This is a genomic window from Kitasatospora sp. NPDC088779 (genome assembly GCF_040685395.1).
In the GTDB taxonomy this organism is placed as follows: Bacteria; Actinomycetota; Actinomycetes; order Streptomycetales; family Streptomycetaceae; genus Kitasatospora.
Genome location: NZ_JBFBHW010000048.1, coordinates 51,336 through 68,405 on the forward strand (window position 1 = coordinate 51,336; position 17,070 = coordinate 68,405).

The 17,070-nt window shown below is 69.3% G+C and carries 2 protein-coding genes (1 of these 2 cut by a window edge); both read right to left on the bottom strand.

The features are described from left to right. Positions 1-16,276, bottom strand: partial view of a DUF6349 family protein gene (locus AB0P03_RS32345; protein ID WP_363632182.1) — the 5' portion only. The gene continues 21,338 nt to the left of window position 1, outside the view; only the first 16,276 of its 37,614 coding nucleotides appear in the window; its start codon is at positions 16,274-16,276; its stop codon lies off the left edge, out of view. Between the two features lie 59 nt (positions 16,277-16,335). Next, positions 16,336-16,857 (bottom strand): hypothetical protein, encoded by a 522-nt coding sequence (locus AB0P03_RS32350; RefSeq protein WP_363632183.1) that lies wholly within the window; start codon positions 16,855-16,857, stop codon positions 16,336-16,338. Positions 16,858-17,070: the final 213 nt, after the last annotated feature.

A 17,070-nucleotide genomic window follows, 5' to 3' on the forward strand; every position in this document is an offset into this window, starting at 1 on the left:
TGAGGTCCTTCGCCGCCTTGGCGATCAGGTTGATGTCGGTGCCGCCACCGACCATGGCGACCCGCTTGCCAGCGTCCAGTCCCTCGAAGACGGCCCCGACCGCGCCGATGTTGGTCTTCGTCAGGATGGCGTCGGGCTCGTCCACCGTGCCGATCGTCGTGTCCAGGGCCGGGTTGCCCTGAAGCTCCAGGTCTGCGCCCAGGAGCGTCAGGTAGCCGTTGCCGACGGCCGCGACTTCCGGGCCGAAGCGCCAGCTCTGGGTGAGGGGAAGGGCGATGTCGGCGGGCCAGTCCTTGAGGGCGTCGATCGCGCCGCGGAAGCTGTAGATCGACTGCTGGCTGTCACCGACGACGATCGTCTGCGTCGGCTGGTCCTGGATAACCCGTTTCAGGACGGGGTTAATGTCCTGCGCCTCGTCGAAAAGGATCATGTCGTAGGGCAGCCGAGGCCTCGTCAGTGCCCAGATCTTGATGTAGTCGTCGCTCGTGAAGACGATCTTGTCGCTGTCGGGGTCCGTGATGTCCGCCCAAGCGCTACGGGCGGCGTCCAGGAGACCGGCCGCAGCCGGTGTGCGGCCCCATGGACCGAGGTGCTGCGGCCCGAGTTCGTCGTCCGCGCTCTCGCGGTACCGCCGGACCGCCTGCATGGCGGTCTTCGCGACGTCCTCCGGGTCGATCTCTCCCCCGGTGAACAGGAGGGGCCGCGTGACGCCCAAGGCCCGGGCCACGTCCTTGTCCCGGCGTGCCCCGGGGTGGTTGCGGGCAATGGCGACCTTGCGCTCGATCAGCCTGCCCTTCAGAGCCGCCCGGGCGAACGCGTGGCTGGTGTCGGCGGTGACGTTGCGCGGCATCTTGCGCTTCGCCTCGTCGGCGATGGACCGGTTGAAGGCGATGTAGGCGATGCGCTTGTCGGGCAGTTGGCGGGTGACCATCAGCAGCGTCGACGTCTTGCCGGTCCCCGCCAGTGCCTGGACGGCGACGTCCTGGCCAGCGAGGCACGCGTCGATGATCTTCTGCTGCTGCGGGGTGGGCGGGTACTCCTTGCCCGCCTCCTCCGCGGCTGCCACGGCATCAGCAGCAGAGGCGGCCGCCTCACGCTCGTCCATCTCCTCCAGGAAGGCCCGGATCTCGGCCAGGACACGTGCCAAGTCCGCCGGGCGACCCCTGTACTTCCAGCGGCTCTCGCCCGGGATGAAACGGAACCCTCTGTTCTTCTTCAGCAACTTTCGAAGGCCGACCTCATCATCGTAGTAACCGGACCGCCCGGTCCCGGTGACGTACGTTGCACGTCCCTTCGTGACGATCTGGATGCGGTTGGCCCAGGCGTTCGGGTCGGGCTCGGTGGCCGGATCAGCCGTCCGAACCGCGGCCGGCTCGGGATCGTCGGAGTGGGCTGGCATGCCGTCACCGCCGACTGCCATCACCGCGCCGCGGGACTCGCCGGGGGCGGCGCCTTCCGCGCCGCTCCCGGCATGGGTCCGCTCGATCCCGGTCACGGCGGACGGGCGCTGCGCCGCCAACGCCTCCAGGTCGGGAAGGTTCACTGTCACGGTCCCGGACTGCGCGGGCGGGGTGTAGATCTCCTCCCCAGCGCTGACAGTCAGGTCGTCGCTGGCTTCGGCCGTTACAGGTTCCGGAAGGTCGGTGGCCTGCTGTGGGGCCGATGGCTGCCGGTCGCCGGCCGGGCCGGGCCGAATGACGGCCGGCTCGGTGTCCGCAGCGTGCAGAGCCGCTGCGGCGCCGTCGCGCCGGAAGAACGACGGCCCGTCCAGTAGCGTGCCGTCGCTGAGCCGGGCCAGCCACTCGCCCATTGCAGTGCGGCGCACCGCACCGAGCAGAGTGGTTCCCTTCATGGCGGGGACCCAGCCCTGCGCATCACGGGGTCCGAAGGTGACCTGCGGGCTCACGAGATCGACGTAGCCGGGTTCGGTGAACCGCGCGGCGTCCGCCTCGGTCCACTCCTGCCTCCTGCGCTCCAGGAAGTCCGCGGTGGCACGCAGCCGCGCCTGGTGCGTCCTGGCCTCCTGCAGAATGAGGGCGGTTGGGAAGGCGAGCATCTCGCGAGCCTCGCCGGTGACCCGTTCGCGCAGCGCGGCGGCGGGGCCCAGGAAGGCACTCAGGGTGTCGGCTTCGGCCCGCATGCCCTCCATGGTGTTGCTACTGGCATCGTCCCAGGCGGCGAAGGCGGTCTCGATCGCCAGGAGTTCGGGTTGGCGGGCGTAGTCGGATCCGAAGGCCCTGTTGCCGGCCTTGATGAACGGGGTGCGCTGGTGGCCCAGGCTCTGGCGGCCTTCCAGGAGGTCCTGGGCCGCCGTGTAAGGCTGGTCGAGGCCGGGTCCGAGGTGGACGTTGTTGTTGAACGCCCACAGGCGGGCCGCGTGGTGAGCGGCTTCCTGGAGGCTGATAGTGGTGTCGGTGAGGTCCTGCCCGACGGTGGCCTGCCAGTTGTTGTTGAGTGTGCGGCGGATTGTGGCCGCGCTCTGGCCGTCTGGGGTAACCAGCTCATGCTGGTTACCGTCCCTCCGGGTGGTGGTGGTGCGGATGCTGAAGCCGGGCAGGCCCTCGACCGGGACCCGGAGGCCCTGGTCCGCGAGTGGTTCAGTCTCCGGCTCGGTGTGTACGGGGCCGATGTGGCCGATCGCGACACGATCGCCGAAGCCGTCGATCAGTTCCTTGAGAGGTGCTGCTGCCGCGGCTGATTCTCCGGCGGGGGTGTGGTCCGGCGCCGGCGGTTCGGTGGTATCAGCAGCGGCGGTCGTCACCGCCTGATCGTCGTGGTGGTTCTGGCCTTCGATGATCGGTGTGGGGTTGCCCTCTGGCAAGCGGTACAGGGTTCGGAGGTTGGAGAGTGATTCCCGGGCGTTTTGCCGGACGACAGGATCGGGGTGGCTCTCGGCGATCTCTGTCCACTTGGCGATCTGCCGGTGGCCGTAGTCGAGTTCCCCGGCACGGGCGTCGGCGGATCGGCGTCGATGCTCCACCCCGTTGGGGAGAAATGGAAGGACCCGACGATCCTGCTCCTCTTCAGACCATGCCCGGAGCTGGCGTCGCTCGCCGCGGATCCGGTGCATCGCCGTGTCATCGTCAAGCAGCAGGTCGGGACGTATGTCCGCGAAAGCGAGCACTGTGTGGCCGTCGGCGGTGGCCTGGACGACCGGCGCGCCGACGGAAAGGAATCCGGCTCCGGCGAGCACTCGAACATGCTCGGCCCGTACCTTCGACTTGCCGTTGCGCCAGTAGTAGCTTCCATCGAAGCTCACCTCGCCAGCCGCCGCCCAGCGCACAACGTCGGCCATCCGATGGGACCAGTGCAGGTCGGACAGGACTGATGCTGCATCCTGATCCTGTTCTGCACCATGCACCGTGCCTCGGGCGGTGGGCGGCTCGTCTGCCGCCGCTGGGATCGGTGCTGCGGTCACCGTCTGGGCAGGCTGGGTCCGGGCGGCCTGCTGCTGGACGATGCGGGGCAGGTCCCTCTGGCTGACCTGAGCGGCGGCCGTCAATTCTGTGGCCAGATCGGGAATGTCGGCCGAGTCGGTCGCTCCAGTCGCTTCGGTCGCTGCCTGGGACTCGGCAGTTTGGGGCACTGGCGAAGTGCGGGGGTCGCGTACATGGTCGGCCCATGCCGCGGCGTCGACGGCCAGATCGGTGTACGCGGCCTGCAGGTCGGCGTCGCCCATGGACTGCGCGGCTCCGACGATGGCGGACGCTGCGACGTTCACGGCGTCGAGACGATCGGCCAGTTGCTGGCTGTCGAGCGGCCGCTCCAGTGCTGAACTGACTGCGGTGGTCGCGGCGTCGATCAGCGCGTTCATGCGGGTGGTGAGGATGAAGGCCGCCCGTGGACCCTGCCGCTGGCGAAGGTAGGCGCGGGCGGCCCGGCGGGCGAGCTGGTCGGCGCTGTACGCGTGGTCGCCTTCTGCCTGACGCATCGCCCCATGTCGGCGCAGTACTCCTGGCACGGTCTCCGTGACGATGATGTCGCCGCGGCTGCCTTCGATGGTGATCTCGCCCGTGTCGCTGTGCGTGGTCGAGATCAGGGTCAGCGGCTGCGACCAGTCGACCGCGCGCCCACCGCCTGCGCCGGGCGGCAGGCTCTCGCGGACCGGGAGGCGCAGTACCGCGCCGGACTCGAGGTCGTCGAATGCGCTGGGCCGCCAGCCGGCCGGGGCTCGGTCGGCCGCCCGATCGGCGCGCTCGTAGGCCGCGCTCCGTGCGGCCTGGCGCGTCTTGTGCTCGCTGTGGGGGTTACCGTCTCGGTCGAGGGACAGGAAGCGTCTGCCGTCCTTGGCCGTCGCACCGAGCGCCGCTCCGTCCTCGTCCAGCACGAGATTCTTGCGGCCAGCTGGTGTGCGCTGGTGGCTGGATCGTTCGGCGCGCTGTTGTTCTTTTGCTCGTCGGAGGGTGTGGCGGCGCGCCAGACTGTCGCTCAGCGCGGCTTTGCGCGCGGCCACGTACACGGCGTGGCCTGGCTCTGCCGGTGGCAGGTCGAGTTGCGCGAGTTCGTCCTGGATCTGCTGGTCTGTCAGGTCGGTAACGGGGCCGGTCAGCGGCCGGGCGGTGCTCGGGGTGGGGTCGGACGCGTCGGCGATGGTGAAGAGGTGGTTGCCGCGGCGCACCGCCCACAGGTTCGCGTAGGTGTCCGGCTCGTTGCCGAAAGTGTGCAGGTTGTCGCTGTTGACGGCGGTGACGCGGCGCCACCAGGGGGTCGAGCCAGCGAGGATTTCGTCGCCGACCTTCAGCTCGATGGGTGACCACCGGGTCTTGCGGTGCGTCATGTCGGTGCCCTGGAGGGCTTGGCGCTGGTCGGGCCAGAGTTCGGGTGCGGTGGTGTTGGCCGGGCCGGGCGGTGTGTGCGGGTCCTGGCGGACGGCGATGGTGCGGCCGCGCTCCAGCATCGCCGTCACGAACAGGCTGGTCTTGTAGAGACTGGTAGAGCGGGAGGTGTTGCTGGTCTGGACGTGGACTTCGCGGCTGGGGGCCCAGGTGAACTGGGTGTCCTCGCGGGCAGCCTGGGCTTCGTCGTCGCCCTGTTTGGGCACTCCGTGGAGTTCGGCGGTGGGGCCGGTGTGGTCGATCCAGACGGTCTCGACGGGGCGGGGCTGGTCGAAGTCGACGTCGGCGGAGATGGTCCGGTGGCGCTGGGCGATCTTGGCGGCGGTCGCGCCGGGGGTGCGCTCGCCGCGCACACTGTTGCGGGAGCCGGTGACCGAGCCCATCCACAGAGTCGCCCCGCTGACGGGTGCGGTCGCGCGGCCGATGACGCGCTCGCCGACCCCGATGGTGATCGAGGAACGGCGGACGGGTTGGTAGTCGGCGTAGGGGTCGGAGGCTGGCTCGGGATCGTGGCGCCACCAGTATCCCGGGTGGCCGGGGACTGTGGTGGCGCCGTCCGGCACCGTAGGAGCCGCGTCAGCTGCGGGGGGCTCCGGGTCGGGCGGCTGGCGGTCCGTCGTCACCGGCCCGGCATCACGGGCCCCCGGGAGTGTGCCGTGGCTGTCGGCGACGGGCGCCCCGGCTTGGGCCTCGGTAGTGGGTGCCAGGACCTCATCGTCCGGCCCCATGGCGGGCAGGCGGTCCGGCGCAGCCGCTGCGGGCGCAGTGCCGGGCTGCCGGGCGCCCGGGTCGCCCACGAGGGTCCGGTCGATGGGCGCGGGAACGGCGGGCCGGCGGACGTCCTGTTCCACCGTGCCGAGCTTGGGGCGAAAGCCCTCCTTGGCCGACTTCCCGCTGAGATGGGCGGCGATGGAGCGTTCGGAGTTGTAGGTGTGGCTGCCGTTCCTCAATTCCCAGGTGAGGCTGTAGCTGCGCCGTCCTGCCTCGGTGTGGGCCTCCAGGCTGACGTCGTAGCTGTCGGAGTACCGCTTGCGGTTCCAGCGGCCCTCGGCGGCCCAGCCGTTGGCGAGCGCGGTGGCGATGATTTCTCCGGCCCGACCCGGTGCTGGTTCGACGAGCGGCTGGTCCTGGTCTGGTTCCGGTGAAGGGCCGTCGGATCCGGGCTGTGGCATGGCGGCAGTCTCGGCGCCGGCGTCGTCCTCGGAACTCGGTCCGGGTACCGGGGAAGCAGTCGCCCGGGCCGCGGGTTCGGCCGGTGCCGGTGCCGCCGGCTGTGCCGGGCCGGACTGTGCGGCGGAGGCGGCGATCCTCGACACGGTGTCGTGGAAGTAGTGGCGCATCGCCAAACGAAACTCCCGCAGGTCGTCCGGCGAGGTCAGGGCGGCGGCGAAGGGGGCGGTACCGGCACGTTCGGTAAGCCAGGCGTCCAGTCGGCCCGGCAGATCGAGATCACCAGCGGTTCCGTTGAAGTGCCGTACCGCCTCCTTGAGTAGGCTGATGGCCTCGTCCTCGAGTCCGGCGAGGGCCGCTGGCAAAGCGTCGGGCAGGAGGGTGCTCATCACCTCGCCGGCGGGACCGGAGGTGATCACGTTTCCCTTGACGGTCCGGGTGGTCTTGCTTCCTGCGATGCTGTCGACGAGTTCGTTGAGGAGCCGCCCCGACTCGTCGTACACGGTGCCATCGGCACTGGTATAGGTGTACCACCGGTCCGGCAGGAATGCGGCACCTGGCTGTCCGTCTGTAGCGGCGTCGGGAGTGCGCTGCCGTTCTGCGTGGTCGACGGCTTCACGTGCGGCCTGGTCGATGTCGGTAAGGACTTCGCCTACTTGCTCGCCATCGATTTTGACCTGCCACCCGGGTTGGAGATAGCGGTTGAGGTCGACGGTTGCCCGCTTGCGGGAGCCGTCGGCCGTCGTGGTCCTCGCCGGCCTCTGCCCTGCGTCGCCGCCGTCAGCGGGAGTCGGCGTCGGGCGGTCTGTGGGCTCGGCCGTGGTCGTGCCGTGCTGGGAGGCGGCCCGGTCGCGGGTGCGGCGGTCTTCGTGGCGCTGCTGGTCTTCGTGCGCTCGGCGGATGGTGAGGGTGAGCCTGACGATGTGGCTCTCGGTTTCGCTCAGGAGCTGCTGGGCCAGCGCGTTCGCTGCGTCGTCTGCCTGCGCCGTCGCGAGCTCCCGGGTGAGCTGGCCTGTCGACCCGAGGGCACGCAGGTACGCGTCCATGACGGTGGAATGGTTCGGTTTGTCGGCGGTGGCTTCCCGGTGCGCCTGCTCCCAGTTGGCCTGGACCTCGGCCACGGCATCGTCGCGCCGCGGCCAAGCACGGGCGTGCCTGGGAAGAGCACTGGCAAGCTGCTGGTGGAGTTCGGCCAGTCGGGCGGCGGCTTGCAGTAGGCCCTCGCCGCTGTACGGTCCGGCGACGAGCGGGTCGCTCGCGATGGCGGACGTGCTGGTGGTCGGGCCAGGCTCTGCCACCGCTGCTGGCTCGTACGGCTCGGAGGATGCCTGCTCCTGGTCGGTGTCCGGCGCGGGGTCTGTGAAGGCGCGCTCCCAGGCGCCTTCACGTTCGACGGTCGCGGTAATGCGGGAGGACAGGAGCGTGGCGTACTGGGTAAGGGTGCGCAGGTGAGGCAGCGCGACCGGCGCCCTGTACTGCTCGCGCTCCAGGTTGCGGGACAGCTGGATTGCCGCGGTGGCGAGGTGGCGGCAGCGCTCGGCGACATCCTGGGCGGGGTGGACGAAAGGGTCGAGGCTGCTGCCGACAGGTCCTTGGCGCAGGTCTTCGATGGCCTGCCATACGGCCTCGCCGTCGGCCCTGGCACCCCGGCCGGTGGTGAGCAGCTTCCTGCCGGCGGGTGTCTCCTTCAGTTGCCACAGGCCGCCGAACATCGCTTCGAAGTCGTGGGTGGCTTCCTGCTTCGAGGTGTAGGGCTGCCCGTCGGGGATGGTGATGTCGTTGTCCCGGGGGAGCTCGGGCGCCTCGGTGATGGTGTGGACGGCGCGCTGGAGGTTCTGGAGGGCGAAGATGACGTTGCGGACGCGGTTGTCCCGGTTGCTGAAGGTCGTACGGGGCGGCAGCGCCCAGGTACCTGGTGTGGTGGTGGGCTTGAATCCCTGGCGTTCCAGGACGGTGAGGACTGCGGCGTCGGCCTCGCTGTCGCTGATGCCTCGCACCGTGCTGGTGCGGTAGTGGTGCTCGATCTCGATGACGGTCGCGGCTGGGGCCGGCGTGGTGGCCGGCTCCGGGCTGGCGGCGGCGGTGACGACGGGTGTGGGGGCCTGGGTGTCGCCTCGGTCAGTGAGGGCTGCGAGGATCTCCGCCGCGGAGGCAGGGTCCTTCGTGGAGGCCCTGCTGCTGGCCGCGTGGCCATAGGCGGAGCGGATCAGGTGTGAGAGGAGCTTGCGATCGTCGCGGCTGCGGTAGGCGGTCTCCGGCAGGCTCAAGGCCAACGCGTAGGAGGCGTGGGCGAGGTTCGCGCTATGGCGGACCAGGTCGTCGAGGGTGCCGTCCGCAGCGGTCGCCCACAGTGCCTGATGTGAGGCCTCGCGTAGGTTTTCGTGCGCCTTGGCGGCGGTGGGTCCGCCGGTAGCCTGGTCGTTGGTGCCACTGCCGAGGCGTGTTGCGGTCGCGGTGCTCATCCACGCCTCCAGTGCGGCCGTCAGATCGCGCGTCCCGTTTTGGAACGGCTGATCCGGGCCGTAGGGGTCGGCGTTCGCTGCGGCGATCTGGTGGGCGGCGAGGCTGCGCTGGTGTTCGTATGCGTGCCGGGCGACGTTTCGGAGGATTTCGCTGCTGGCCGGCTGGTCGGCGTCGGAGGCAGCTTCGAGGGCGAGGCCCGCCACCTCGAGCCACTCGGTGATCGCCCGACCGAGGAGGGTGTCCGGGGTCTGCCGCAGGTCCCACATCGCGGTGCGCAGCCGCTGGGTGGCTGGGCTGCCGCCCGAGGTGTGGGTGTCGGGCCAGCGGTCGTAGGTCTCGAAGACGATGGAGCGGGCGTAGTAGAGGTGGCCGCTGTCGGCGTAGAAGGTCGGCCTTTCCTTCAACGGGTCGGTGCGTGCTTGGACGGCCCATGAGTCGGGGTCGAGGCTGGCTGCGTCGAGGAGCAGGTCGTAGAGGCCTCGGGTGGCGTGCAGTCGGGCAATGTGACGGTGGGTGCGCTCGGCCAGTCGCTGCGCCGGGTCGGTGGTTGCCGGGATGCCGGTGTCGGCGAGGCGCTCGGCGGCCTGGGCGAGGCTGTCGTAGGCGGCGAAGACGTTGTTGGGGAGGTGCTGGTCACTGGTGGCGGCCGTGTCGATCGCCGCGGTGGTGTCGGTGAGTGTCGCGGCGGCCTCGGGAGTGAGGGTGTGGGCCTGTGCCAGGGTGATGGCGGTCCGGAGCTCGTCAGCGGTCGCGCGGACCAGCTCTCGGCCTGCCGCGGCCTCACCGGCGTCGCCGTAGTGCCCGAGGAGTGCGGCGAGGTTCCTGGCCCGTGGGAGTGCGGATCCGGCCGTCTCTTCAGTGGTCAACGGGTAGGGGATCGCGTTCTCGGCCTCGGGGGCGCTGTCGGATGCGTGGCTACTGGGGGAAGGGTCTGGGTTGGCGGGGGCAGAGGTGGGTGATGCCGGTGCGATGTCGTAGCGGGTGCCGTCGGGCCAGGTGAGTGAGATCCCGTGCGGGTGCGCGCCCAGTGCGGCGCCGTCAGCGATCAACTGCTGGAGGGTCGTATGCAGGTCAGTACCGTCGGCTGGTTCGCTGCGGACACCGTCGCCGCCGGTGACCGTGTAGTGGGTGAAGCCCGACAGGTCCGGGGCTACTGGCATTTCTTCCGCCAGGGCGTTGATCGGCTCCGGGGTGTCCAGCCAGGCCTGGACGACTTCAATCCGAGGGTTGTCGACGGTCGTGAGGTAGCGGTCGGCGTGCTCGCGCACGGCCTTGACCATGTCCCAGGTGGCGGAGACGGTCCGGCTTTCCCGGGCTTCGCGGTCCCACTGGTTGCCGACGCTGCGAGCCCTGTCCGCAAGGTCCTGGATGAGCCGCACGTCGAGCAGAGCGGGGAGGTGCAGCAGGCGGGCGCGCCGGGCTCGGGCACTCTCGGCGATGACCCGCTGTCCGGCTTCCGCAAGTGCCTGTTCCTGCGGGGTGCCGTCGGCGAGGCGGGGCCCGAACTGGTTGGCCCAGGCCCGGTAGGTGTCCAGCATGGCCTGCTCGGCGGCCCAGTGCTCGGCCCGGTCCGAGTATGGCTGGACGGCTTCCCGGCCGGGGTGCCGGCCGGTGCGGGGAAAGCGGGGTGTCTTGGGGGCGGGTGTGGCTGACACGGGGGCGGCGGCCGCGGTGACCGGGGCCGGTGTCTCGGTGAGGTGGTTGCGTGCCGCGTAGACCAGCTCGCGGACAAGGTCATTCGGGTCTTTCTCCGCGTTGTCCGGCAGGTTCTGGAGGATGTCGAGGTAGGCCGTCGCCGCGTCAACGAGGTTCTGGGTCTGTGCCGTGGCGCGGAAGTCGGGGTGTCCTCCGGCGCGGGCCTCTTCCAGGTGCCGCTGGTTTTCGGCGGCCCATTCGTCACCCGTGGCGAGGAGCTGCCGGAAGGCGGTGTCCTCGGGGGTTGTGGCGTCCGCGGGCGTCTGCTCTTCGCGGGAGATGTCGCGAACGCGGTAGCCGTTGGCGCGGTACCACTCGAAGTACGCATCGCGCAGTTCCCGGGCACTGTCCCGGGCGGCGTCCGGTCCGGCTGCCGGCTGTGTCTGGGCCGGGGTCTGGGTCTGGTCGTCGTCGTGCACCTGGCCGGCCTGGCTGGCGATCTCCGCGTCGATCTGTGCCTGGTTGGCGCGGGCGCGGAGCAACTTATCGTGTTTGCCGAAGGGCTGGTCTACGAGTTTGGTCGCGCGCTCGGCCTCCATTTTGAGTTCATCGACGACCGCGATGTGGAGGGAGTGGAGGCCGTCGAGCTTCTCGATGTGGTTCTCCAGCCTGGCGATCAGGCCGAGGGGCGGCTTGGGCTCGCTCAGGAAGTCGCTGGCGTCGTCGATCACGAAGGTGGCTTGAGCGATGTGGCTGAGGCCTTCGATCGTGAACTGGATGTAGTTGTGGAAGCCGTCGATGCGCGCCTGGATGTCCTGGCCACCGAGGGTCGCCACACGTTCGAAGCGACTGTTGCGCATGCCGCGCGAATGGCGCTGGATGAGGGCAAGCTGGGTTCGCAGTGCTGTGGCGGCGTCGGTCCGCTTGGTGTGCACGGTACCGTCGGGTGTCTCCAGGCTGAAGGCCGTGCCCGTGGTGTCGGTACGCACGGCGGCAGCGCGTCCGACGAGTTCGGCGCGCTTCTCGGCTGCTGCGACGGTGGCGTCCCTGCTGTCGACGACGTTGCGCAGGTGGTTGTTGGTGCGCTTCCAGCTGCTGTAGGCGGACTCGAGTTGGCGGAGTTCCTCGTCCGCGTGCATCTTCTTCAGCAGGAGGGGGTTGCCGGTGGCGATGGCTTTGATCTCGCCGAACTCCAGGTAGTCCTTGCCGAGGTCGCCGTCGAGGGGGGCCTGGTCCTGTTCCTCGAGCTCGCGGCCGGTGCGGATCTGGTCGGTGAAGCGGGCCTTGCGCTCGACGGTCTGCCACATGAAGGAGTCGAACGAGCCCTCCTTGACCCAGCGGTACACGCCGACGGGGATGCCGAGCTTGAAGTGCTGGTTGAACTGCCGAACGATCCGGCCCTCGCGCTGGGTGACGTCGCTGGGGCGCCACGGGCAGTCGATGTGATGGAGTGCGATGGCGCGGTCCTGCACGTTGACGCCGACGCCCATCGTCTCGGTGCTGCCGATCAGCACGGAGATCTTGCCGTTGCGGGCGTCCGCGAAGAGCTGCTCTTTCTCCTCTGCGGTCTTGGCTTCCTGGACGTAGCGGATGCGGTCGGCGGGGACGCCACGGTCGATCAGCTGGTCGCGCAGGTAGTCGTAGGCGATGAACTTGCCGAGCTTGCGGTTGTCGTCCGAGGCGGTGCCGCGGTCGGCGAATACGAGCTGCAGGGCGCCCGGAATGGGGCTTGGGTCGCCCTGCCGGTTGGTGTAGCGGCGGTCTTTGTACGCGTGGTGGATGGCTGCGATGCGTTCGGCGGCGGCGTCGAGCTTGCCTGGTCCGTCAGGTTTGCGGTCGACCATGCGCAGGTCCATGGCCGCCATCCGGCCGTCGTTGGAGATCTTGAGGAGGTTGTCCTCGGACGGTTCGACATTGCCGGCGCGGACCTCCTCCGCCCGGGCGGCGATCTCGTCCATGAAGTCGCGGTCGGCGTGGGTGGCTGGCACGACGATCGTCTCGTTGGTGCTGTCGGGTCGGGGGAGGTTGACGTCTCTTGCGGTCTTGACGTCCGCGACCAGCTTCCACAGTTGGTGGAACTGCATCGCGTTCATGAAGGCGCCGATGCGTTCCTTGATGCGGGGCGTGCCCTCGGGTGAGACCTCCGGGGCCATAGTCTCCCGCAGGTACTGCGCCTGGAAGGAGCTGAATGCTCCCAGTTCGGCCTGCGCAAGCAGGTCCGGGCGGAACAGGTCAATCATGACGAACGCCTGGGACATGGCGTTGGGAAACGGTGTGCCGGTGGAGCCGAGGCCAACTTTCGGGCCGTGGGCCCGGGCCAGGGCCCGCAGTTTGGCCTTGAGGTCGCGGGCCTGGCCGGAGACGGTCAGGGCCAGTTCGCTGTTGTTGGCGCCGACGTCTCCGTTGGCGTAGTCCTGGACCTCGTCGACGGCGATGAAGTCGATGCCGCTCTGCTCGAAGCTGATGCCGGTGGAGGAGGTCTTGGTGAGCACACGCTGGGCTCGCTGGGTGTGCCTCTTGAGGTCGCCCTGGAGCTTCTTGACGGTGTCGCGCAGCGTCGCGTTGGGGCGGGTGCCTTCGGTGGCGTGTGCGGCGACCGTGTCGAGGGCGTCGGCGGTGAGCGGGTCGCCGCCGGGGTTAAGGACTGGGTCCAGGGCGGCGTCGCTGCCGGTGATCACCTTGTGGATCCGGGCCCGGTACTCGGCGGTCTGGTCGGCGACGTACTGCTGCTGGCCGAGGCCGGACAGGGGGATCCGCTTGAAGAGGCTCTGCGGCAGGATGACCGCGTCCCAGTCGCCGTTGGCGATCTGAGCGATGTAGGTGGCGGCGGTGTCCTTGTCGAAGTCGGCGCTGTCGATGGCGAGGACCCGGGCCTTGGGGTAGGCCTTGAGAAAGTCGTTGCGGAAGCCGTTGACTGTCGCGTTCTTCACCACGATGCAGGGTTTGCGGACCATTCCGAGGCGGCGCATCTCCATGAGGGTCATGGCGATGGTGAGGGTCTTGCCGAAGCCGACCTCGTAGTCGAAGAAGGCTCCGCCGGTCTCGACGAGGGCGCGGGCGACGCCGGCTCGCTGGTGTGGGCGCGGTGGCATCGCGTCGGAGATTCCGGGGAAGGTGAGGTGGCTGCCGTCGCCCTGGTAGGGGGCGCAGGAGTTGAAGAGCCGGTTGTAGTTGGCGAGGACTTCGCGGGTCCGGTCGGGGTCCTGCCACAGCCAGTCCCCAAACAGTCGGTCGAGCTCGTCGGCCTTCGCCACGACCTGCTCGGTCTGGTTGGCTGCCCAGATCTTGCCGTTCCTGATCTCCTCCGGGCTGGTGTCCTCCTTGGGCTTGGGCGGGTGGACGACCAGGGAGGAGCGACGCAGCATCCGTTTGAACAGGTCGACGGCGTCGCGCTTCTCGGTGCCGTAGACCTTCGTGGCGGCCCTGGACTCACGCACTCTCTTCGGCGCGTCGACGTCCCAGTCGGCGCCGGATTCGCGGGTGACGGTGAGGTACTTGGTCTGCAGGAGCTGCTGGAGGAAGTCCTGGTAGAACTTCGGGTCGATCCAGGTGGCACCGATGCGGATGTCGTCGATGTCGCCGGGCTGCTTGTCCGGGGGAAGCACGTTGCGCAGTGCGGTGACGTTGGCCTGCAAGGGATGATGGCCGCGCAGGTCGTCGGAGACCATGTGCAGGACGTTCTGCGCGGCTTCGAGCTTGTTGCGGACGTTGCCCGACAGGTAGGTGGGGGCGTGGATCAGGCGCTGGGTGCCGGGCTCGTTGTAGACGAGGTCGCCGAGGGCGTCGCGGGTCTGTTCGAGGGAGTCCAGCGACAGGAGCCGGGCGATCTCGCTGAGCCGGACCTCTCCGAAGGTGTTGAGGCTGATGGCCAGGGCGTCCTGGGGGGTTTCGGCCGTGGTTCGTTCGATCTCCGGTTTGGTGACCGCGCGGGTGAAGATCGCGTCCTTGCTGGCGGTCTCGGTGTCCGGGTCGTAGATCTCCAGGGCGTACACGCCGGCGGCGTACGGGTCGGTGCGGAATGAGCCGTGGGCGGTGCGGCGGTCGCGCCGGGCCTCGCGCTTGTTGATCGGCCCGTAGGCCGCGGTGTGGGTGTCGTAGCGGTAGTTGAGTTGGGCGCGCAGGGTCGAGATCTGCTCGGTGTCGCCGGTGGACTCGGCGCTGAGGAGTTCGACGTAGGTGTCGCGCAGCCGTAGCAGGGAGCGCAGTTCCTCGGCCGCGTTCTTGTGGACCGGCCGTTCGGTGATCTCGTGGCCGACGAGTTGGAGGAACGTTCCGTCGCCCTGGTCGATCAGGGTGCCCTGGAAGCGTTGGAGGTCGTCTCCGAACATCTCGTGCGCACGGTGCATCCGCTGGGCCTGTGCCTCGACAGCGGCGCGCTGGCGGGTGTCGGGGCTGGCACTCATGGTCAGGCCGCTCTCGCGGGCGTGTGTGGTGATGGAGGCCAGGGCTTTGGTGAGTGCGTCGGCCGTGTCGGCGCCCGGGCGGGGGCGCACGGTGACCTCCTTGGCGGAGAACCTGCCGCTGGTCAGGACGTGACGGCCGAGGACCATCTCAGGGTGTTTGACGAAGTAGCTGTTGACGAGCACGCCGGTGTCGGCGTCGACGGGGACCTGGGCGAGGCCAATCCAGTCCGGGGGTACCTCGGGCGGCTCGTCGCGGCGGCGCAGGATCAGCAGGTCGGTGACGACCTCGGTGCCGGCGGCCTTGCGGTGGGCTCCGGCCGGCAGGCGGACCGCACCCACCAGGTCGGCTCGGTTGGAGATCTCCAGGCGTGCGGTCTTGCCGGTGCTGTCGAGTGTGTAGCGGCTGGTGAGCACCGCGACCAGCCCGCCCGGCCGCACGAGGTCGAGCGATTTGACGATGAAGTGGTTGTGGGTGGCCAGGCGCAGCGGGTTGTGGTTGGGGTCGTGGAGAGCGATCTCGTCGAAGGGGACGTTTCCCACGGCGCCGTCGTAGTAGCCGTCGGGCATCCGGGTGTCGACGAAGGATTCGGACCGGATCTCGGCGTCCGGGTAGAGGGCGGCGGCGATCTCGGCGGTGACCGTGTCGAGCTCGATGCCGGTCATGTGGACGCCGTCTGGCGCGAAGGCGATGAAGTTGCCGCTGCCGCAGCCGGGTTCAGCGAAGCGGAGCTTCTTGTCGCTTAGGACCGTCGGTACACCTAGGGCCCTGAGCGCGGCCCAGATCGGCTGGACCAGGGCCGCATCCGTGAAGTGGGCGTTGCGGGTGGTGGCCTCGGCCGCGTTCCATTCCTCCTCGGTGAGCAGGCCGCGCAGTTCGGCCCGCAGGCCGGCGAAGTCCTTCTGGCGGGGGTCGAAGACGGCCGGGACCGCGCCCCAGGAACTCCAATGGGCCAGCACCGCCTGCTCGGCCTCGGTGGCTGGCCGGTCGTCCTCGCGCAGCCGGTGCAGTACGCGAATCGCGTCGATGTTCGCCCGGATCCGGGCGAGGGGTCCGGAGGGGGCGAGGTCGTCCTGGCCTTGCGGGCGAAAGCGCGGCCGGCCGACCGGTGCCGTCGGCGCGCGGCGGGACGCCGACACCACCTGGTTCAGGTCGATGTCGTACGGTTCGTCGTCCCTGTCGGTGTCCTGCACCATGAGGTCGTGGCCGTCGATGGAGACGACGACCGCTTCGATGGTGTCGTCGCTGCTGGGCAGGTACTCGGGCCGGTCGGCCAGGTGCTCGATCAGGTCGCCGGCGCGCAGGTCGTCGAGGGCGACGGGAACGTCGTCCTCGGGTTCGCTCGCGGAAGGCGCCGGACCGAGCTGGATGGCGTCGAAGGCCGGCGGAGGCGGGGACGAGAGTGCTTCGGCGGTCAGCCGGTGCTCGGCGGCCAGCAGTTCCGGGTCCGTGCCGCCGTCGTCGGTCATGGCGACAGGCGGTAGTCCCCCGAACTGCTGGGCCTCTACGAGTCGGTCGAACAGGTCCTCGGCCCACTCGGTGTGGGTCAACTGGCGAGGCGAGGCGATCTCGTGGACGGTGTCGTCCTCGTTGACCCTGATCAGCACGTGTCGCCCGACCTCGTCGGAGCCGGCGGTGGGCGAGTCGGGGTCGACGACGTAGAGCCGGTACTGCCACAGGCTGTCCGCCCAGTTCGTCTGGGCGCGCAGGTGGATCGCGCCGCTCGCGGCCTCGTTCTCCAGTTCACTGAGCTGACGAGGTGTCTGGTACATGCGATCCTCCGCGCTTCGCGTCGAGTGTGGTCAGGTCGCGGGCCGGGTTTCTCCGGTGGCTACAGGTCGCGCCCACGGGCGCGCTGGTCCTCCACCGACGTGCCGAACAGGCGAAGGAAGGAGGGGGTCATGTAGTCGAGAACGTGGCGCAGCTGTTGGTCGTCGAGATCGCTCAGGTGGAGCTTGCCGTCGAGCAGGGCGTCGGCGGTGGTGCTGGCCCACTCCGTGTGTTGGTGAAGGTGCTCGATGCGGGCCTGGTGGTCTTCGTCGCTTTCCAGACCGTCGTCTTCGTCCTCGAGGCCGGCGCCGGGTTCGGGTTCCAGGCGCACGGTCTCGTCGAGGACCTCGTGCTCGGCGTGGGCCTTGAGCTGGGCGAGGCGGGCGACCCGCTGCTCGTGGGTCTCCTCGGGCGGTGCGGTGTCGGCGATGACGAGTTGGTCCCAGAGGTCGCCGACCTGGGCTTCGACCTGCTCTCCGAGGGCGGTGAAGAAGGCGATGGGATCGGGCAGGGCGGCGTAGCGCTGGGGCAGCCACCGGCGCCAGTAGGCCCGGGCCTCGGTGCCGTATTGGTTGATCGCCATCGCTTCTCCTCGGTTGGTCGCTGAGCTGGACTGTCAACAGGGTGTCAGGCTCGGCTGCCTGCTGACGGGTGGAGTTGTGAGGCTCTCAGAGGGCGGTTCGTGAGTATTTGACTGGTTCTGTTGTCACCTGATGGTGTGGGCGGGGGTGGAGTCCGCCCGTCCGAGGCCGGTGGTCTGTTGGGGTGGTGAGGTGAGTGAACGCAAGCCGTACCC